Annotated in this window: 17 protein-coding genes; 9 read left to right on the top strand and 8 right to left on the bottom strand. The window is 65.9% G+C overall.

What is annotated here, in order from left to right:
• The first annotated feature begins 12 nt into the window (after window positions 1-12).
• The 3 genes from ftsZ to NMQ14_RS02225 all read left to right on the top strand — a co-directional run bounded on the left by ftsZ (window position 13) and on the right by NMQ14_RS02225 (window position 2,425).
• Entirely contained in the window at window positions 13-1,173 is a 1,161-nt protein-coding gene (ftsZ, locus tag NMQ14_RS02235) for a cell division protein FtsZ (RefSeq protein ID WP_257093088.1), read from the top strand.
• A 115-nt stretch (window positions 1,174-1,288) separates the two neighbouring features.
• Complete coding sequence (lpxC, locus tag NMQ14_RS02230) at window positions 1,289-2,233, top strand: UDP-3-O-acyl-N-acetylglucosamine deacetylase (protein ID WP_257093086.1); 945 nt, start codon at window positions 1,289-1,291, stop codon at window positions 2,231-2,233.
• Between the two features lie 9 nt (window positions 2,234-2,242).
• Window positions 2,243-2,425: a hypothetical protein gene (locus NMQ14_RS02225; protein ID WP_257093084.1), complete on the top strand. Its 183-nt coding sequence runs from the start codon at window positions 2,243-2,245 to the stop codon at window positions 2,423-2,425.
• A 21-nt stretch (window positions 2,426-2,446) separates the two neighbouring features.
• Here the strand turns inward: NMQ14_RS02225 and NMQ14_RS02220 are convergent, their stop codons facing one another.
• Window positions 2,447-3,076, bottom strand: coding sequence for a DUF721 domain-containing protein (locus NMQ14_RS02220; RefSeq protein ID WP_257093082.1), 630 nt, complete (start codon window positions 3,074-3,076; stop codon window positions 2,447-2,449).
• Between NMQ14_RS02220 and NMQ14_RS02215 the strand changes: the two genes are divergently transcribed.
• Together NMQ14_RS02215 and secA are read left to right on the top strand one after the other, a co-directional pair.
• On the top strand, window positions 3,075-3,866 hold the full coding sequence (locus tag NMQ14_RS02215) for a M23 family metallopeptidase (RefSeq protein WP_257093080.1): 792 nt from the start codon (window positions 3,075-3,077) through the stop codon (window positions 3,864-3,866). The genes NMQ14_RS02220 and NMQ14_RS02215 overlap by 2 nt on opposite strands.
• 129 nt (window positions 3,867-3,995) lie before the next feature.
• Window positions 3,996-6,734, top strand: a complete 2,739-nt coding sequence (secA, locus tag NMQ14_RS02210; RefSeq protein WP_257093078.1) for a preprotein translocase subunit SecA — start codon at window positions 3,996-3,998, stop codon at window positions 6,732-6,734.
• A 48-nt stretch (window positions 6,735-6,782) separates the two neighbouring features.
• On the opposite strand, the gene NMQ14_RS02205 is transcribed toward secA, so the two are convergent.
• The 4 genes from NMQ14_RS02205 to rsmI all read right to left on the bottom strand — a co-directional run bounded on the left by NMQ14_RS02205 (window position 6,783) and on the right by rsmI (window position 10,093).
• Complete coding sequence (locus NMQ14_RS02205; RefSeq protein WP_257093075.1) at window positions 6,783-7,541, bottom strand: DUF3025 domain-containing protein; 759 nt, start codon at window positions 7,539-7,541, stop codon at window positions 6,783-6,785.
• A 41-nt stretch (window positions 7,542-7,582) separates the two neighbouring features.
• Complete coding sequence (locus NMQ14_RS02200; RefSeq protein WP_257093073.1) at window positions 7,583-8,008, bottom strand: hypothetical protein; 426 nt, start codon at window positions 8,006-8,008, stop codon at window positions 7,583-7,585.
• An 8-nt stretch (window positions 8,009-8,016) separates the two neighbouring features.
• A complete protein-coding gene (gene pyrC, locus NMQ14_RS02195; RefSeq protein WP_257093070.1) occupies window positions 8,017-9,075 on the bottom strand; it encodes a dihydroorotase in 1,059 nt (352 codons plus the stop codon).
• A gap of 172 nt (window positions 9,076-9,247) precedes the next feature.
• A complete protein-coding gene (gene rsmI, locus NMQ14_RS02190) occupies window positions 9,248-10,093 on the bottom strand; it encodes a 16S rRNA (cytidine(1402)-2'-O)-methyltransferase (protein WP_257093226.1) in 846 nt (281 codons plus the stop codon).
• Between the two features lie 119 nt (window positions 10,094-10,212).
• On the opposite strand from rsmI, the gene NMQ14_RS02185 reads away from it, so the two are divergent.
• From NMQ14_RS02185 to NMQ14_RS02170, 4 genes are all read left to right on the top strand, one after another.
• Entirely contained in the window at window positions 10,213-10,575 is a 363-nt protein-coding gene (locus tag NMQ14_RS02185) for a YraN family protein (protein WP_069038124.1), read from the top strand.
• Window positions 10,559-10,945, top strand: coding sequence for an HIRAN domain-containing protein (locus NMQ14_RS02180; RefSeq protein ID WP_257093067.1), 387 nt, complete (start codon window positions 10,559-10,561; stop codon window positions 10,943-10,945). The genes NMQ14_RS02185 and NMQ14_RS02180 overlap by 17 nt, the downstream gene beginning before the upstream one ends.
• Window positions 10,946-11,031: 86 nt before the next feature.
• Entirely contained in the window at window positions 11,032-11,622 is a 591-nt protein-coding gene (locus NMQ14_RS02175) for a phosphoheptose isomerase (protein WP_257093064.1), read from the top strand.
• Complete coding sequence (locus NMQ14_RS02170) at window positions 11,622-12,272, top strand: BON domain-containing protein (RefSeq protein ID WP_373457170.1); 651 nt, start codon at window positions 11,622-11,624, stop codon at window positions 12,270-12,272. The genes NMQ14_RS02175 and NMQ14_RS02170 overlap by 1 nt, the downstream gene beginning before the upstream one ends.
• A 25-nt stretch (window positions 12,273-12,297) precedes the next feature.
• On the opposite strand, the gene NMQ14_RS02165 is transcribed toward NMQ14_RS02170, so the two are convergent.
• The 3 genes from NMQ14_RS02165 to crcB all read right to left on the bottom strand — a co-directional run bounded on the left by NMQ14_RS02165 (window position 12,298) and on the right by crcB (window position 17,767).
• Window positions 12,298-12,741 (bottom strand): nuclear transport factor 2 family protein, encoded by a 444-nt coding sequence (locus NMQ14_RS02165; RefSeq protein WP_257093060.1) that lies wholly within the window; start codon window positions 12,739-12,741, stop codon window positions 12,298-12,300.
• Window positions 12,742-12,827: 86 nt separating this feature from the next.
• Entirely contained in the window at window positions 12,828-16,937 is a 4,110-nt protein-coding gene (gene hrpA, locus NMQ14_RS02160; protein WP_373457169.1) for an ATP-dependent RNA helicase HrpA, read from the bottom strand.
• Window positions 16,938-17,389: 452 nt separating this feature from the next.
• Entirely contained in the window at window positions 17,390-17,767 is a 378-nt protein-coding gene (gene crcB / locus NMQ14_RS02155) for a fluoride efflux transporter CrcB (RefSeq protein ID WP_257093056.1), read from the bottom strand.
• Window positions 17,768-17,900: the final 133 nt, after the last annotated feature.

The following is a 17,900-nucleotide window of genomic DNA, read 5'->3' as shown; positions in this document are numbered from 1 at the left end:
ACAGGAGGCGGTATGTTCGAGATTCTCGACAAGGAACCCGTGGGGGCAGTGATCAAGGTCATCGGCGTCGGCGGAGCAGGCGGCAATGCGGTCGACCACATGATCCGGGAAGGTGTGAATGGCGTTGAATTCATTGCCGCCAACACCGACGGCATGGCACTGAACCGCAGCCTCGCCCCGATCAAGATCCAGCTCGGCAAGAATGGCCGCGGCGCTGGCGCCAAGCCGGAGGTAGGCCGCAGCGCTGCCGACGAATACCGCGAATACATCGCCGACCAGCTGCGTGGCGCCGAAATGGTGTTCATCACCGCCGGCATGGGCGGCGGCACCGGTACCGGCGCCGCGCCGATCGTGGCCGAAGTCGCCAAGGAAATGGGCATCCTGACAGTCGCGGTCGTGACCAAGCCCTTCGATTACGAAAACCGCATGCGTGCGGCCGAAACCGGCATCGACGAACTTGCGAAGAATGTCGATTCGCTGATCGTCGTGCTGAACGAGAAGCTGATGGAAGTGCTCGGCGAGGACGCCAGTCTCGAAGATGGTTTCAAGGCGGCTGACAACGTATTGCGCAACGCCGTCGGCGGCATCGCCGAAATCATCAACATTCCTGGTCTCGTCAACGTCGACTTCCAGGACGTGCGCACCGTGATGGGCGAGATGGGTCGCGCCATGATGGGTTCGGCCGAAGCGGCCGGCATGGACCGCGCGCGCATCGCCGCCGAACAGGCCGTCGCCAGCCCGCTGCTCGAAGGCGTCGAGCTGTCGGGTGCCCGTGGCGTGTTGGTCAACATTACCGCCAGCCGCTCGCTGAAGATGAAGGAAGTGAAGGACGCGATGGAGACCGTGCGCGCCTTCGCGGCCGAAGGTGCTCACGTGATCTTCGGCACCGTGTTCGACGAAACGATGGATGACCGCCTGCGCGTCACCGTCGTGGCAACCGGGCTCGGCGCACCGCGCGCGATGAGCAGCAAGCCGCCGATGACCATCATCCGCACCGGCACCGACGACATGGCGATGGCGTCCGGCAACGGCACCGACTACTCGCACCTCGACATTCCGGCCGTGATGCGCGGACGCGGCGGTCGCACGGCCTCCAGCGCCGTCGAAGCGATGCGCGCCAATGGTGTCGAAACGCTCGACATCCCGGCCTTCCTGCGCAAGCAGGCAGACTGAACCGACGTCTTCAGTCCGGGCTCAGCCTTGCTGCAGCCCGGAAACGTCGTGTTACACGGGTATTACACCGAGCTGGGATAAAATCCGGTTTTCGAATCGGTCATCCCCACACGCCATGATCAGGCAACGCACGATCCGCTCAATCAGCCACGCGACCGGCGTAGGCCTGCATTCGGGACTGAAGGTGAATCTCGACCTGCGCCCGGCGCCCGTCGACACGGGCATCGTCTTTCGCCGCACCGACCTTGAACCGCCGGTTGAAATACGCGCCGATGCACGCGCGGTGGGCGACACGCGCCTCGCGTCCTGCCTGAGCAGCGGCGGCGCGACGATATCGACCATCGAGCACCTGATGTCGGCGCTCGCCGGCCTCGGCGTGGACAATCTGTTCGTCGATGTCGACGCCTCCGAGTTGCCCATCATGGATGGTTCGGCATCCACTTTCGTCTATCTCATCCAGCAGGCCGGCGTGGTCGAGCAGGCGGCACCGAAGAAATTCATCCGCGTGCTCGAAACCATCGAAGTCAGCGATGGCGACAAGTGGGCGAAGCTCGAACCCTATGAGGGGTTCAGCCTCGAATTTTCGATCGAGTTCCGGCATCCGGCGATCGAACGTACCGGCACCAAGGTCAAGATCGATTTCGCTCATCAGTCCTATGTCAACGACGTTGCGCGCGCTCGCACCTTCGGCTTCATGCACGAGGTCGAGTATCTGCGCCAGAACGGGCTTGCACAGGGCGGCAGTCTCGAAAACGCGATCGTGATGGACGAGTACCGTGTGCTGAACAGCGACGGCCTTCGCTACGCCGACGAGTTCGTGAAGCACAAGGTGCTTGACGCAATCGGCGACCTGTACATCATCGGCCATCCGTTGCTGGCTGCCTTCAGCGCGCACAAGTCGGGACATGCGTTGAACAACCAGTTGCTGCATGCACTGCTGGCGCGCCAGCACGCCTGGGAATGGGCGGATTTCGCCGCCTCGCACCCTGCCCCGGCTGCGGTGTCGAACCAGTTCATGCCGCTGCCGGACAACGGCCCGTCGTTGCCGGCCTTCGCCTGAGGCCGGCCGGTGCTCATCCTGCGTCTGATCGGCGTCCTGCTGGTCATTTCGATCGCGGCCTGCTTCATCACCTATGCCTTCACGCGCAACGGGCGCTACCTGACGCTGGCCGGGCTGCTGCTGAAGTATTCGGTCATCGCGGCGCTGCTGATCGGCGCGCTGTTCGTACTCGAACGGGTCCTGGTCATCTAGCGAATTCGATCGCCCGCAGCATCAACTGCGATCGATCAATTTCTGCAGTGCGCGGCGCAACTCGCTGTCTGCTGCGAGTCCGGCACTGCCTTCGGCGAGCTTTGCGCGCGCCTGCAGGCTGACCTCTCGACGGAGTGCGGATGCCGGAAGCTGTTGTCCTTCATGGGCTTGCACCTTGACCCTGACTTCGGTAACCTCGCTGCAACTTTCCCGGACGGCTGTCAGTACGCTCGGTAACACTTGCCTGAGTCGGTTGGCGACGGCACCCGAAGGCGCACTGACCACCACCACTCCCTGCTTCACGTTCAATACGCGGCTGATGTTCGCCAGTTCCGGTGGCAGGAATTTTTCATAAGCCCGCTGCACGCGCCCTATGGTTCTGGCGTGCAGGGCAAGTTGAGCCAGGCTGTCCTGCGTTGTAAGGTGATCGTGCAGACGGCGGGCTGACATAGACAAGAACTCGGGAGCGAGCGTGCAGATTATTCTTGTTTCCAGTCGCCTGACAACAGCAAAGGCCATCACGGTCCAGCCCTGGCATCTTGTCAGTGCGCTCGTTGCCTTCACGGTGCTGGTGTTTTCCCTCGCTTCAGCCTTCTCCTTCATCACCCTCAAGCACGCAAGCGAATGGAAGTTGCCGCTGATCGACGACATGATCGCGACCGCCCGCAACGAGGAAATCCAGCGCAGCGAACAGTTCGTGCGCGAAAACCTGAATACCATGGCAGTCAAGCTGGGGCAGATGCAGGCCCAGCTGATCCAGCTCGATACGCTCGGTTCCCGACTTGCAAAGTTTGCCGGCGTCAAGGCGCCCGAGCCGGTGCGCACTTCGCCGCCACCCGGCCAGGGCGGTCCGCTGGTAAGTGAGAACGCACTGTCCGCGACCGAACTCGAAGCGCAGATGAAGCACTTTGCCGATCTGCTGTCGCAGCAGGACGATTACCTCGGAGTGATCGAATCCGAACTGCTGCTCGACCAGGCAAGCCTCTCCCTCGTGCCCTCCACATTGCCGGTGATCGGCGGCGCCTGGAACGCGTCAGGCTTCGGCTGGCGCATCGATCCCTTCAATGGTTCGCGCGCCATGCATGAGGGCGTCGATTTCGTTGCGGACGTCGGTACGCCCATCATCGCCGCCGCGGCCGGCGTGGTCACCTCTGCGTCCTACCATCCGCAGTACGGCAACATGGTCGAAATCGACCATGGACGCGACCTGAGCACGCGCTACGCACATGCGAGCAAGCTCACGGTCAGTGCCGGCATGATCGTCAAACGCGGGCAGAAGATCGCGGAAGTCGGCAGTACCGGGCGCTCCACCGGTCCGCACCTGCATTTCGAGGTCCGGGTGAAGGACGTGGCACAGAACCCCAACCGCTTCCTCGAGCTGGCGCGCAAAGCCCAGCCGGCCGGTCTGCAGCAGGCAAAAGCGGGCGGCCACAAGCACTGAGCGCGCCCCCCGGCGCCCGCCTCCCCCGCGTGCGCACGTTCAGCAGCCCCGGCTGGAGGCCGCGCGGCCGCATGCTAGAATCGCACCCTTTTCCGCCTTCGGTTTGCCCGAAACGGGCCCCAGTCTTCGATGATTGCCTCCCTGTTCACCAAGATTTTCGGCAGCCGCAACGATCGGTTGCTGCGCAAGTTCCGCTCGGTCGTCAATCGGATCAATGCACTCGAATCCGAATTGTCGGGCTTGAGCGATGAAGCACTGGCGGGCAAGACCGTCAGCCTCAGACAGCAGCTCGCCGGCGGCAAGACGCTCGATGACATCCTGCCGGAAGCGTTCGCGGTCGTGCGTGAAGCGAGCAAGCGCGTGCTGGGCCTGCGTCATTTCGACGTCCAGCTGCTGGGCGGCATCATGCTGCACAGCGGCCGCATCGCTGAAATGCGGACCGGTGAAGGCAAGACGCTGACCGCGACGCTGGCGGTGTATCTGAATGCGTTGTCCGGCAAGGGCGTGCATGTCGTCACGGTGAATGACTACCTCGCCAGCCGCGACGCCGAAACGATGGGGCGTCTGTACGGTTTTCTGGGCATGACCACCGGTGTCAACCTGTCGCGCATGCAGACCGACAAGAAGCGTGTTGCCTACGCGTCCGACATCACCTACGGCACGAACAACGAATTCGGTTTCGACTACCTGCGCGACAACATGGTGTATTCGCTGGATGAACGGGTCCAGCGCGGGCTCAACTACGCCATCGTCGACGAGGTCGATTCCATCCTGATCGACGAGGCGCGCACACCACTGATCATATCCGGGCAGGCCGATGACCACACCGACCTCTACCTTAGACTCAACGTCGTGGCACCGCGGCTGAAGCGCTGCGAAACGGAAGACGGCCCGGGCGACTACTGGGTCGACGAAAAGGCGCACACGGTGCTGCTGACCGAAGCTGGTCACGAACATGCCGAGGAAATCCTCAGCAGCGAGGGCCTGCTCGAAGCCGGCAGGAGCCTGTACGAGCCGGCCAACATCACGCTGGTGCACTTCCTGTACGCCAGCCTGCGCGCGCACAACCTGTACTTCCGCGATCAGCAGTACGTGGTGCAGAACGGCGAAATCATCATCGTCGACGAATTCACAGGCCGCCTGATGCCGGGCCGCCGCTGGTCGGACGGCCTGCACCAGGCGGTTGAAGCGAAGGAAGGCGTACAGATCCAGTCCGAGAACCAGACGCTGGCGTCGATCACTTTCCAGAACTACTTCCGCATGTACGGCAAGCTGGCCGGCATGACCGGCACGGCAGACACCGAAGCCTACGAATTCCACCAGATCTACGGCCTCGAAACGGTCGTGATTCCGACGCATCGTCCGATGATCCGCAAGGACATGAACGATCTGGTCTATCGCACCGCGCCGGAAAAGTATGCAGCAGTGATCGCCGACATCAAGGATTGCCACGAGCGCGGCCAGCCGGTGCTGGTCGGCACGACCTCGATCGAAAGTTCGGAGCTCCTGTCCGGCCTTCTGAGCAAGGACAAGCTGCCGCACCAGGTGCTGAACGCGAAACAGCACGAACGCGAAGCCGAAATCATTGCGCAGGCCGGCAGTCCGGGCGTGATCACGATCGCGACCAACATGGCGGGTCGCGGCACGGACATCGTGCTCGGCGGCAACGTCGAGAAGTCCATCCAGGCGCTGCAGGCAGACAGCAGCATCGACGACGCCGATCGCGCGGCACGCGTCGAAAAGCTGCGCACCGAATGGACCTCGCTGCACCAGAAGGTCATTTCGGCCGGCGGCCTGCACATCATCGGCACCGAACGCCACGAGTCACGCCGCATCGACAACCAGTTGCGCGGCCGATCCGGTCGTCAGGGTGACCCGGGTTCGTCGCGCTTCTACCTGTCGCTGGAAGATTCGCTGATGCGCATCTTCGGCGGCGAGCGCCTGAACGCCATCATGATCCGGCTGAAGATGCCGGAAGGCGAGGCGATCGAACATGCCATGGTCAACCGTTCGCTCGAATCCGCGCAGCGCAAGGTCGAACAGCGCAACTTCGACATCCGCAAGCAGCTGCTCGAGTACGACGACGTGGCCAATGACCAGCGCCGCGTCATCTACGAACAACGCAACGCGCTGCTGGAAACCGGCAACATCGCCGAAACGATCACCGCCATGCGCCACAGCGTACTCGAAGCCACTTTCCGCCAGTACCTGCCGGCGGATACAGTCGAAGAGCAATGGGACCTGCCGGGTGCCACGTCGGCCTTCCTGTCCGAGTACCGCATTGATGCGCCGCTGGCCGACTGGCTGGCTGCCGAACCGAATCTGGCCGATGACGACCTGCTCAAGCGCATCACCGCGATGTCGGACGACCTGTATGCAGTGAAGGTCGCGCTGGTCGGCGCGGAATCGTTCGGCCAGTTCGAGCACAACGTGATGCTGCAAAGCCTGGACAGTCACTGGCGCGAACACCTCGCGGCACTCGATCACCTGCGTCAGGGCATCCACCTGCGCGGCTATGCACAGAAGAACCCGAAGCAGGAATACAAGCGCGAAGCGTTCGAGCTGTTCGAAGGCCTGCTCGATTCGGTGCGCGCCGACGTCACGCGCGTGCTGATGAACGTCGAAATCCGCTCACCGGAGCAGATCCAGGAAAGCGAACCGGTGGCACCCGATCTCGAAAACGTGCGCTACACGCACGCCGATTTCGACCCGTCGCTGGCGGGCGAAGGCGTCGACCCGATGGCACCGCCCGCGGGTGGCAACGCGGCGGCGACGCCGGCGACAGCCGGTCCGAAGATCGGTCGCAACGACCCCTGCCACTGCGGATCGGGCAAGAAGTACAAGCAGTGCCACGGCAAGCTGGTCTGAACGACGGCGGGCAGATGCGGAAAGGGCGACCCGAGGGGTCGCCCTTTTTCATTGATCGGACCGCCGGCCTGGTGCCGGTCTGAACTGGCGCCGATCGTCGAAGTAGCTGGCGCAGGTGTTGTCCGCAGTCATGCCGGGCAGACCGAGCACCGGCAGCGGCTGCAGGTCGCGCGGCGAGCGCGGCCAGTCACCGCGCGCCATCTGCGCCGCCAGCCAGGCGTCGACCTGCGCGGCAGACACGGCCGTCGCCTCGCAGCCCAGTTCGCTGCTGCACACGAGCAGTGAACGTGCGCACAGCCCGACGTGCGCCACACGCGCCTTGTCGAGCAGCGCATGACCGATCACGAATACCCGGGAGGATTCGAGCGCAGGCCGCTGATCGAACATCGCTTCGCGCCAGCGATGATGACGGATGGCCTCCAGCAGGCTGCTGTCGTCCGACACCAGCACCAGCCCGTCTTCATCGAACTGGGTCAGCGCATCGCGTACGGGGCCGCGCGTCCCCGCCCCGTCTGCCGCATGCAGGAGATGCCTGACATGGCACTGGTTCATCGCCGCCTTCGTCAGCGGAAACGTCAGCCACACAAGCGCATTGAAGGTGTCATGCCAGTTGTGATCCCGCGTCGACACGCAGCCGGTACCGGCGATTCGCGCCTCGTACGACTGATCGTCGGGTGGCGATGTGCAGAAAGTCAGCGCTTGTCCGGTGCCCGTTCGCGGGCGGCCGATGCGTTCTGCCTGCGCGTCCAGCCAGGCGGCGGCGGGTGCCGTCAGATCGGGCAGCAGCGCATCCAGCAGCGGTCGCACGCCGGCGTGCAGCGGACCGACCGGCCACGCAGCAGAAAGGCTCAGCGCTGCTCCGCCTCGGCCGTCGTGCTCTTGACGAAGGTGAGCACGTCATCCTTGCGGCGGAACACACCGATCGCCCCCGGCACTTCAGCCGGCTTTTCCACCACCGCGAAAGCGCAGTCGGTGGTGTTCACGGCATACCAGCGGCTGCCCTGACGCAGCAGGTAGCGGTTCGGCTCGCCACCGTCGAACACGCTGACATTGGCGGCGGTCAATCGCGCCGGCTTCATCACGTAACGACGCTGGCAGGTCGGCATGCGCGACACGATGATGGCCAGCTTGTATTCGCCACTCCAGAAATAGGGCTTCTCACGATTGAGCGTCAGGGCGTGATCCTTGTTCTCGATCATGAAGGCGGCGTTCTCGATATCGCATCCGGCCAGCAGGACGGCGAGCGGCAGCATCAGCAAGGTCAGTCGTGTCATGGGATCACTCATTCAACCTTTTCAGGTTCGATGCGCCACGCGACGCGCTCTCCCGCGCGCAGTGGCACCAGCACATCACCATCGGCAAATTCCTGCTCCGCCTTGACCTCCCAAGACTCGCGCAGCAGTGTGATGCGCGACGTATTGCGCGGCAGACCGTACCAGTCCGGGCCATTGAAGCTGGAGAAGGCCTCAAGCCGGTCCAGCGCGCCCGCGGCATCGAAGGCCTCGGCATACAGTTCGATGCCGGCATGCGAGGTGTAGCAGCCGGCACAGCCGCATGCCGTCTCCTTCGTGCCTTTCGCATGCGGCGCCGAGTCGGTGCCGAGAAAGAAGCGCCGGTTGCCGGACGTCGCGGCGGCCACCAGCGCAACGCGATGCACCTCGCGCTTCAATACCGGCAGGCAGTAGTGATGCGGCCGCACGCCGCCGGCAAAGATCGCATTGCGGTTCATCAGCAGATGATGGGCCGTGATGGTGGCGGCGATGTTGTCGCCGGCCGCCGCCACGAACGCTGCGGCGTCCCTGGTCGTGATGTGCTCGAACACCACGCGCAGCGTCGGGTGGCGCGACAACAGCGGGCGCAGCACGCGCTCGATGAACACCGCCTCGCGATCGAACACGTCCACCTCGGCGTCGGTCACCTCGCCGTGGATCAACAGTGGCAGGCCGCGTTCGGCCATGCGCGCCAACGCCACGTCGCAACGCGCCACGTCGGTCACGCCGGAGTCGGAATTGGTGGTGGCCCCGGCCGGGTAGAGTTTCACCGCGTGCACGAAGCTGCTGTCGCAGGCGCGGTCGATTTCGTCGGCCGGCGTGTTGTCGGTCAGGTACAGCACCATCAACGGCTCGAAGGGCGGCAGGCCGGGCGTGGCCGCATGCGCCGCCATGATGCGGTCGCGGTAGGCGGCCGCCAGCGCCACCGTGGTGACCGGCGGTCGGAGGTTGGGCATGACGATGGCGCGCCCGAAACGGCGCGCCGTATCGGGCAGCACCGCCTTGAGCGCAGCGCCGTCGCGCAGGTGCAGATGCCAGTCGTCGGGGCGGGTGAGCGTCAGTCTGTTCAAGAGCGTTCCTGTTCTTTCTGCGATAGGGGTCGAGATACGCGGTCAATCCGTCATGCCGGCTTGCCCTGCCCACGGACGCTTCATCGGCAGGGCAACGCCTGTGGGTAGCTCACCTGTCCCACAGGCCTCCACAGGGGCCACGTGCACACGCGGGCCCGTCCTTGTCGTCGGATTATCCCGCATCCTCGTCCTGCGGCACATCCGTGCCGTGCGCCATCGCATGGTCGTACAGCAGCTTGCGCGGCGCACCGGTGATGGCCTGGGCCACCTTCACTGCGCGGCTCGGCGGCAGTTCATCCAGCAGCAGGTCCAGCGTGCGGCGCGCCGTCGCGTCCAGCCCTTCTTCCGGCTGCGCGGCCGCGAGCAGCAGCACGAATTCGCCGCGCTGGCGGTTGGAGTCTGCCGCCAGCCAGGCGACAGCCTGCGATACCGGCAGGCGCACGATCTGCTCGAACAGCTTGGTCAGTTCGCGGGCGATCACCAGTTCGCGCTCCGGCTGGATCACCGCGGCGATATCGTCGACGCATTCGACGATGCGGTGCGGCGCTTCGTAGAACGCCAGCACGCAGTCCTGTTCGCGCAGCGATTCCAGCACCTTGCGGCGCGCCGCCGATTTGACCGGCAGGAAACCGACGAAACGGAACTGTGCGTCGAGCAGACCGCTCGCCGACAGTGCCACCACAGCGGCACTCGGGCCGCTGATCGGTATCACGCGGAAGCCCGCGTCCTGCACCGCGCGCACCACGCGCGCGCCGGGGTCGGACACCGCCGGCGTGCCCGCATCGGACACCAGCGCCACGCGCCGGCCGTCGCGCAGCGCTGCAATCAGCCGCTCGGCACCACTGCGCTCGTTGTGTTCATGCACCGCCACCAATTGCGCGTTCAGGCCGAGGTGACGGGCGAGGCGCGACGTTTCCCGCGTGTCCTCGCAGGCGATCAGGTCGGCGGCACGCAGCGCCGCGATGGCGCGCGCCGACAGTTCGCCCAGATGGCCGATCGGCGTGCCGACGACATACAATGCCAAAGTCGTAAATTCTCGCACGAGGTCATCATGGGGTGTCACGGCATCGGTCATCGGGTGCTTTCCTGCGGGCGGGCCGCCATTCTGAGCGTGGCAGCGGTCCGCCACAAGCCGGCATGACGCTGCGCGCCGCGCACGGCGCAGCAGCCGAGGCGCTGGCGGCACGTCATCTCGAAGCGCACGGCCTGCGGGTGATCGGCCGCAACCTGCGCTGGCCGGACGGCGAACTCGATCTGGTGTGCGAACACGGCGACAGCCTCGTGTTCGTCGAAGTGCGCCTGCGTCGCGATGCGCGCTTCGGCGGCGCAGCGGCCAGTGTCGGCCCGACCAAGCAGGCGCGGCTGATCCGCGCCGCCCAGCACTACCTCGCCGAACAGGGCCGGCGCGCGCGCCAGCGCCCGGCACGCTTCGACGTGGTGGCGCTGTCCGGGCTGGACGGCAGGCAGATCGAATGGATACGCGATGCGTTCGGCCTGTAGCGCACTGGCCCTGCTCGCCTGGCTCGCCGCTGACCTCGCATCTGCCCAGAGCCTGCGCCTGCTGGCGCAGCGTTCGCCACTGGCCGGCGCACAGTTCCACCAGCTGCACGCGGTGCGCCAGGGCCTGCGCGAAGGCGATGCGCTGACACTTGAACGCGAACCCGGCAACCGCCATGACCGGCGCGCCATCCGCGTGCTGTGGCGCGGCCACATGCTGGGCTATCTGCCGCGCGCCGCCAATTTCGAGGCGGCCGCCGAAATGGACGCCGGACAGCGGCTGAGTGCGCGCATCGGCCGGCTGACCGACGACCCGGACCCGTGGCGGCGCGTGCGCATCGACGTCTATGTCGAACTGGCGCCCGCACGATGAAGGGCGGCTTCGTTTCCGGCTGTAAGAAAACGGGGCAACACGGGGGATGTTGATAAACTCCGCGCTTCACCCTGCCCTGTGTCCTCATGAACCTGGTTTCACGCATTTCCGAGCATTTCTTCGACAGCGCGCAAACCAAGCTTTCGTCGGTCGAGTTGCTGGCGGCACCGATCGGCGACGCCATCGAACTGATGGTGTCCAGCCTGATGGCCACCGGCAAGATTCTGGCCTGCGGCAACGGCGGGTCGGCGGCAGACGCACAGCACTTCGCCGCCGAACTGGTGGGCCGCTATGAACGCGAACGGCCCGAGCTGGCTGCCATCGCGCTGACCGTCGACACCTCCATCCTGACCGCCATAGCAAACGATTACGGCTATGAACAGGTGTTCGCCAAACAGGTGCGTGCGCTCGGCCAGCCGAACGACGTGCTGCTCGCACTGTCCACCTCGGGCAATTCGGGCAACGTGATCGAGGCCATCCGCGCCGCGCACGAACGCGAAATGCGCGTAGTCGCACTGACCGGCCGCGGCGGCGGACGCATCGCCGAAATGCTGACCGAACGCGACATCCACCTCTGCGTGCCGGCCGAGCGTACGGCACGCATCCAGGAAGTTCACCTGCTCACCCTGCATTGCCTGTGTGACGGCATTGATTGCATGCTTCTAGGAACCGAATGATGACTCACACACCGATCAAGACCACCCGCACGAAAATTGCGCGCCCGCTGCTGATTGCCGCGCTCGCCGCGGCCTGCGTACCGATGCTCCAGGGCTGCTTCCCGGTCGTTGCGGCCGGTGCCGGCGGCGCTGTGCTGTCGGCACTCGACCGGCGCACCAGCGGCACCCAGGTCGAAGACGAAGGCATCGAATTGCGTGCCGATTCGCGCCTGCGCGAAAAGCTCGGCAATCGCGCCAACATCAGCGTCACCAGCTACAACCGCAATGTGCTGCTGACCGGCCAGGTGGCCGACGAAGCCACGCGCGCCGAAGCGGGCGCCATCGCCGGCAGCGTGCCGAACGTGCGCGGCATCAGCAACGAGACCGAAATCGCCGGCGTGTCGTCGCTGACCCAGCGTTCGAGCGATGCGGTCATCACCTCAAAGGTGAAGGCGCGCATTCTCGATTCGCAGCGCGTATCGGCCAACCACGTCAAGGTGGTGACCGAAGGCAGCAAGGTCTACCTGATGGGCCTGCTGACCGAAGCCGAAGCGAACGCCGCCAAGCAGGTCGCTGCCGCCACTGGTGGCGTCGCCAAGGTGGTCGCGATCATCGAGATCGTCAGCCCGGAAGAAGCACGCCGGCTGGATCAGGCAGGCGCCCGCAAGTAGGCGCACCGCCGATCGCCGGGCGCCGTCAGAGGCCCGGCACCGCAAGCCTGCGGCGCAGCCAGCGCATCGCGCCGCCGATCACCGGCAGCTTTTCGTACAGCTCCTGCGCGGCATCCCAGTAATCGCGATGCTCGACGACGCACCCCGCGTCGTCGAAGCGCAACCGCGTCGCGCCCACGATCTGCAGCGCCTGCCCGCGCAACATGAAGTGCATCGTCCAGTCCAGCCACGCGGCATCGCCTTCGCTCATCGCCGAGTGCACCTCGAAGCGCGGCGCGCCGACCTGCTCGAACATGTGACTGAAGATGCGCGCCACGGCAGCCCGACCGCGCACGTCATTGAACGGATCGCGGAAGCGCGCGTCGGCCGCATACAGCGCAGCGAGCACGTCCACGGTGTCCGGCGTCAAGGATTCGAACGCCGCGATCAGCGTGCGCAGTCGCAGGCGCAGGTCGGTGTCAGCAGACATGTTGTGTCATCCCGGAGTCTTTTCCATCAGCCATTCTTGCAGAGCGTGACCGTGGGGTGCGTTTGCGGGAGCGGGCGGCAGGCCGGTCAGGCCCGCGCACGGGACTCCCATATCTTCTGCAGCCGCTTCACCGACACCGGCACCGGGGTGCGCAGTTCCTGGGCGAACAGGTTCACGCGCAGCTCTTCGAGCAGCCAGCGGAATTCATCGATGAACGGATCTGCGACGCCGGCGCGGGCACGCACGATGCGTTCGCGGTCCCACAGTGTGTCCAGTGACTGCCAGTCGGCCAGCGCACGGGCGTCGCGTTCCGGGTCGGTGCGCAGCTTTTCGATGCGCAGGGCGATCGCCTTCAGATAGCGCGGGTAGTGGGTCAGCCGCTCGAACGGCGTACGTTCGATGAAGAACTTGCCGACCAGCGCATCGAGCTGGGCGCGCATGTCGGCACCGGCGTCCGGATGCGCCTTCAGCGCGGCGAGCTTCTTGCTCAGTGCGGCGTACTCGGTCAGCACGCTGCCGGCGAGGCGGCCGATTTCCTGCGCCACCAGCGAAATGCGCGGCCTGGCTTCGTCGCGGCGCGCGGCGAAGCTCGCGGCATCCTGCGGCCAGGGTTCCATCATGCAGCAGCGTTCCATGGTGGCGGCCACCAGCTGGGCGCGCAGTTCCGGTTCGGTGCCCAGGTTCATGTACTGCATCGCCATGTCGCGCAGGCCGGGCAGGCTCTTTTCGATGTACTTCACCTGATCGCGCAGCTCGAGCGCGAACAGCCGGCGCAGGCCGCGCCGGTGCACCTCGAGTGCGGCCTCCGGCGTGTCGAGCACGCGCAGGCTGACCGACTCGCCTTCGTCCTGCAGCGCCGGAAACCCGATCACCCGGCGACCGGCCACTTCGACTTCCATCAGTTCGGGCAGCGGCCCGAAGGTCCATGCGCGGTAGCGTTCGTCGCCGGCGGTCTGCTCGGCGACCGCCGGGGCGGCCGGTTCGGCTGCAGCGCGGCCCTTCCTCGTCGGCTGCGGTACCGGCGCCTTGGCCACGACGTCGCGCGCGCCCAGCGCAGACAATGCGTCGGCCATGCTGCCGCGCGCCGTCGCCGCCTTCGCGGTCACCGCGTCGTTGTGCGCCGCGGCCGGTGCGCTTGCCTGCGCACTGGCAAGCTCACTGGCCAACACTCGCGACGCATCGGCCACGGATGCGGCCGGCGGCAGCGCGATGCGTGCCGACTCGAAGCGACGCGCCACCTCGTCCTTCAGCCGAGTGCGCAGTTCGGCCAGATTGCGCGACTGGCCGAGCACCCGGCCGTGCTCGTCGACCACGCGCACATTCATCATCAGATGCGCCGGCAGGTTTTCAGCGCGGATGGCATCGGACGGCAGCTTCAGGCTCACCTTCAGTTCGATCGCGCGCGCCAGCGCCTTCACCAGCGGTTCGGCCTGATCGTGTTCCTGCGCGATGAAATCGGCGACGAAACCAGCCACCGGCTGCAACCGGTGGCGCAGCTTCGGCGGAATGGTCTTGGCCAGCTGCAGCACCTTCTCTTCGATCAGACCGGGTACCAGCCAGTCGAGCCTGGCGGCCGGAATCTGGTTCAGCAGCGTCAGCGGCACGGTCAGCGTGACGCCGTCGTCGGCGGCATTCGGCTCGTGCCGGTATTCGAGTTTCAGGCGCTGACCCAGCAGATCCATCTTGGCCGGGAAGCGCTCACTGCTGACGCCGGCCGCCTCGTGGCGCATCAGCTGTTCGCGCGTCAGGTAAAGCAGCTTCGGGTTTTCGCGTTCGGCGTCGCGCCGCCAGCGCTCGAAGCCGCGCAGGTCGATCACGTCCGCGGGCACGATGGAATCGTAGAAGGCGTGGATCAGCGATTCGTCCACCAGCAGGTCCTGCCGCCGCTGCTTCTCTTCCAGCCGCTCGATCTGCGCGATCAGGTCGAGGTTGTGCTGCAGGAATTTCATCTGCTTCAGCGCGATGTCGGTCACGTCGCCATTGACCAGTCCTTCGCGGATCAGCAGTTCGCGCGCCAGCACCGGGTCAGTCTTGCCGTACTGCACCGCCCGCTTGGCATACAGCGTGATGCCGTGGATGACGCTGCGCTCCCAGGCGACCGTCTCGCCGCGGCTTTTCGACCAGTGCGGCTCGTAGGTCGAGCGGCGCAACAGATGGGCGCCCACCTCCTCCACCCACTCCGGTTCGATGCGCGCGATGCAGCGCGCGAACAGCCGCGTGGTTTCGACCAGTTCGGCGGTCATGATCCACTTGCCGCCCTTCTTCGCCAGCGCCGAGCCCGGATGCGGCCAGAACTTGATGCCGCGTGCGCCCAGATACGGCGGTTCGCCAGCGCGCGCGTCCTCGATGCGCAGTCCGAGATTGCCGAGCAGGCCGGTCAGCAGCGCGCGGTGCAGCGCGTCGAATTCGGCCGGCCGCTCGTTCTCCTTCCATTCGTGTTCGGCACACAAGGTGTGCAGCTGGGTGTGCACGTCGCGCCACTCGCGCATGCGCATCCAGTTCAGGAAGTTGGCGCGGCACCATTCGCGCTGCTTCGATTGCGACTGGTGATGCCACACCGCGTCGAACGCCGCCCAGGCCTTCAGGTACCACAGGAATTCGCTGCGTTCGTCGGCGAACTTCGCGTGCGCCTGATCGGCGGCGCCGGCCCGTTCTTCGGGCCGGTCGCGCGGGTCCTGCACCGACAGGCCGGCGGTGATCACCAGCACTTCCTTCAGGGCGCCGTGATCGCGCGCCGCCAGAATCATCCGCGCCACGCGCGGGTCGACCGGCAGCTTGGCCAGTTCGCGGCCGAGCGGCGTCAGGTCGCGCGCCTCGTCCACCGCGCCCAGTTCCTGCAGCAGTTGATAGCCGTCGGCGATGGCGCGCGGCGCCGGGCGGTCGATGAAGGGGAATTCCTCGACGTCGGCCAGACTCAGCGACTTCATGCGCAGGATGACGCCGGCCAGCGACGAGCGCAGGATTTCCGGGTCGGTGTGCGCCGGCCGCTGGTTGAAATCCTCTTCGTCGTACAGCCGGAAGCACACGCCGCTCGACACCCGGCCGCAGCGGCCGGCGCGCTGCTTGGCCGCCGACTGCGCGATCGGCTCGACCTGCAGCTGCTCGACCTTGTTGCGGTAGCTGTAGCGCTTGACGCGCGCCAGACCGGTGTCGATGACGTAGCGGATGCCCGGCACAGTAAGCGAGGTTTCCGCCACATTGGTCGCGAGAATGACGCGCCGGCCGTTCGAGCCCTGGAACACGCGCGCCTGTTCCTGCGCCGACTGGCGCGCATACAGCGCCAGCACTTCCGGCTTCACGCCGGCCAGCCGCGTGTGGTGCTTGCGCAGCGCCTCGGTGCCTTCGCGGATCTCGCGCTCGCCCGGCATGAACACCAGCACATCGCCCGGACCGGTCGAAAAAGCCTCGTCCACCGCGTCGCATACGGCGTCATAGAGGTCGCGATCCTTCTGCGCCTCGAACGGCCGCCAGCGCATTTCGATCGGGTACAGCCGGCCGCTGACCTCGATCACAGGCGCCGGCGTGTCGCCCTGCGCGAAGTGATTGGCGAAGCGTTCGGCGTCCAATGTGGCCGAGGTGACGATCACCTTCAGGTCGGGTCGGCGCGGCAGCACCTCGCGCAGATAGCCGAGCAGGAAGTCGATGTTCAGGCTGCGCTCGTGCGCCTCGTCGATGATCAGCGTGTCGTAGGCGGCGAGCCAGCGGTCGCGCTGGGTTTCGGCCAGCAGGATGCCGTCGGTCATCAGCTTGATGCGGCTGTCTTCCGACGTGCGGTCGGTGAAGCGGATCGCGAAACCGACTTCGCGGCCGAGCGACACGTTCAGTTCCTTGGCAACGCGATCGGCGGTGGCGCGCGCCGCGATGCGGCGCGGCTGCGTGTGGCCGATCAGCCCGCGCGCGCCGCGACCCAGTTCGAGACACAGTTTGGGCAACTGGGTCGTCTTGCCGGAACCGGTTTCGCCGCACACGATGATGACCTGATGCGCCTGCAGCGCGGCGGCGATCTCGTCGCGCCGCGCCGACACCGGCAATTCTTCCGGGTATTCGATCTTCGGCGCCGACGCGCGGCGCGCCGCGACCTTCGCCTGCGACGCCGCGACGCGTTCAGCCAGCTTTGCCGGCCACTTGTCGGGTGTGCGCTGCCCCGGCGGCAGTTCGCGCAACGCACGGCCGATCGCCGCCGCGTCACGGCTCATGCAGCTTTCAAGGAGGGCGTTCAGATCGGGGCGCGGCACAGTCATCGGTCGGGACAGCGATCCGCCAGCAGCGGAAAGGGCGACATTGTCGTTGAAAGGTGCACCGGGCGGGCGGTTCGGATCGGTGGGGTTTGGAATCGCTGCGCTGACTTCAACGAACGGGGCGGCTGCGNTGCACCGGGCGGGCGGTTCGGATCGGTGGGGTTTGGAATCGCTGCGCTGACTTCAACGAACGGGGCGGCTGCGGTGGATGGGTGTTGGGCATCGCTGCGCTCACCCCAACCTACGGACGCCTCACGCCGTTGTAGTTGCAGGTTGGGGTGAGCCAAAGGCGATGCCCAACATCCACACCCTCCGCCCCGCACCCACGTAGGTTGGGGTGAGCGCAGCGATGCCCAACAGCGGCCTGTCACCCTCGACATACCCATCCCCGACGACCACCCGGCGCATGGCTAGCCCACCACGTTCTTCCAAATCCACCAACCGAGCGCGGTCATGGCGAGCGAACCGATCACGTGCGCGGCCACGGCGACGAAGGCCCACATCGTGTCGCCACGCTGGAAGAGCGAAAATACTTCGCCGGAAAAGCTCGAAAAGGTGGTCAGTCCGCCGAGAAACCCCGTTGTACACAGCAGTTTCACGTGCGGCGGCACATCCGGCACCGCCTGAAACACGGCGAGTGCCACGCCCATCAGAAAGCCGCCGACCATGTTGGCCACCCAGGTGCCGAGCGGGAAACCGGCAAACAGTGGATTCAGCGTCAGGCCCAGCCCCCAGCGCAGCCAGGCACCGAGCGCCGCACCGCCGCCCACGGCAAGGAAATTCTGCATGTCGCGCCGCCGGAATCATCGAAGGCGCCCATTGTAAGAGACGGGCGGGATGAGCGCGCTGGCGGAGCGGCGCCGCTCCCACACAGGCCGTGCCGCCTGAAACACGATGTAAGGTTGCGCACTCTGCACGGGT

Source organism: Methyloversatilis sp. XJ19-13 (assembly GCF_024580155.1).
In the GTDB taxonomy this organism is placed as follows: Bacteria; Pseudomonadota; Gammaproteobacteria; order Burkholderiales; family Rhodocyclaceae; genus Methyloversatilis.
Note: the sequence above shows the minus strand (reverse complement) of the source record. Positions and strands in the feature narration are given on the sequence as shown.

Coding starts and splice junctions, on each gene's coding strand:
- ftsZ (WP_257093088.1), top strand. CDS start 13: ATGTTCGAGATTCTCGACAAGGAACCCGTGGGGGCAGTGATCAAGGTC.
- lpxC (WP_257093086.1), top strand. CDS start 1,289: ATGATCAGGCAACGCACGATCCGCTCAATCAGCCACGCGACCGGCGTA.
- NMQ14_RS02215 (WP_257093080.1), top strand. CDS start 3,075: ATGATCGCGACCGCCCGCAACGAGGAAATCCAGCGCAGCGAACAGTTC.
- NMQ14_RS02220 (WP_257093082.1), bottom strand. CDS start 3,076: ATGTCGTCGATCAGCGGCAACTTCCATTCGCTTGCGTGCTTGAGGGTG.
- secA (WP_257093078.1), top strand. CDS start 3,996: ATGATTGCCTCCCTGTTCACCAAGATTTTCGGCAGCCGCAACGATCGG.
- NMQ14_RS02200 (WP_257093073.1), bottom strand. CDS start 8,008: ATGACACGACTGACCTTGCTGATGCTGCCGCTCGCCGTCCTGCTGGCC.
- NMQ14_RS02185 (WP_069038124.1), top strand. CDS start 10,213: ATGACGCTGCGCGCCGCGCACGGCGCAGCAGCCGAGGCGCTGGCGGCA.
- NMQ14_RS02180 (WP_257093067.1), top strand. CDS start 10,559: ATGCGTTCGGCCTGTAGCGCACTGGCCCTGCTCGCCTGGCTCGCCGCT.
- NMQ14_RS02175 (WP_257093064.1), top strand. CDS start 11,032: ATGAACCTGGTTTCACGCATTTCCGAGCATTTCTTCGACAGCGCGCAA.
- NMQ14_RS02170 (WP_373457170.1), top strand. CDS start 11,622: ATGACTCACACACCGATCAAGACCACCCGCACGAAAATTGCGCGCCCG.
- NMQ14_RS02165 (WP_257093060.1), bottom strand. CDS start 12,741: ATGTCTGCTGACACCGACCTGCGCCTGCGACTGCGCACGCTGATCGCG.
- hrpA (WP_373457169.1), bottom strand. CDS start 16,937: ATGAGCCGTGACGCGGCGGCGATCGGCCGTGCGTTGCGCGAACTGCCG.
- crcB (WP_257093056.1), bottom strand. CDS start 17,767: ATGCAGAATTTCCTTGCCGTGGGCGGCGGTGCGGCGCTCGGTGCCTGG.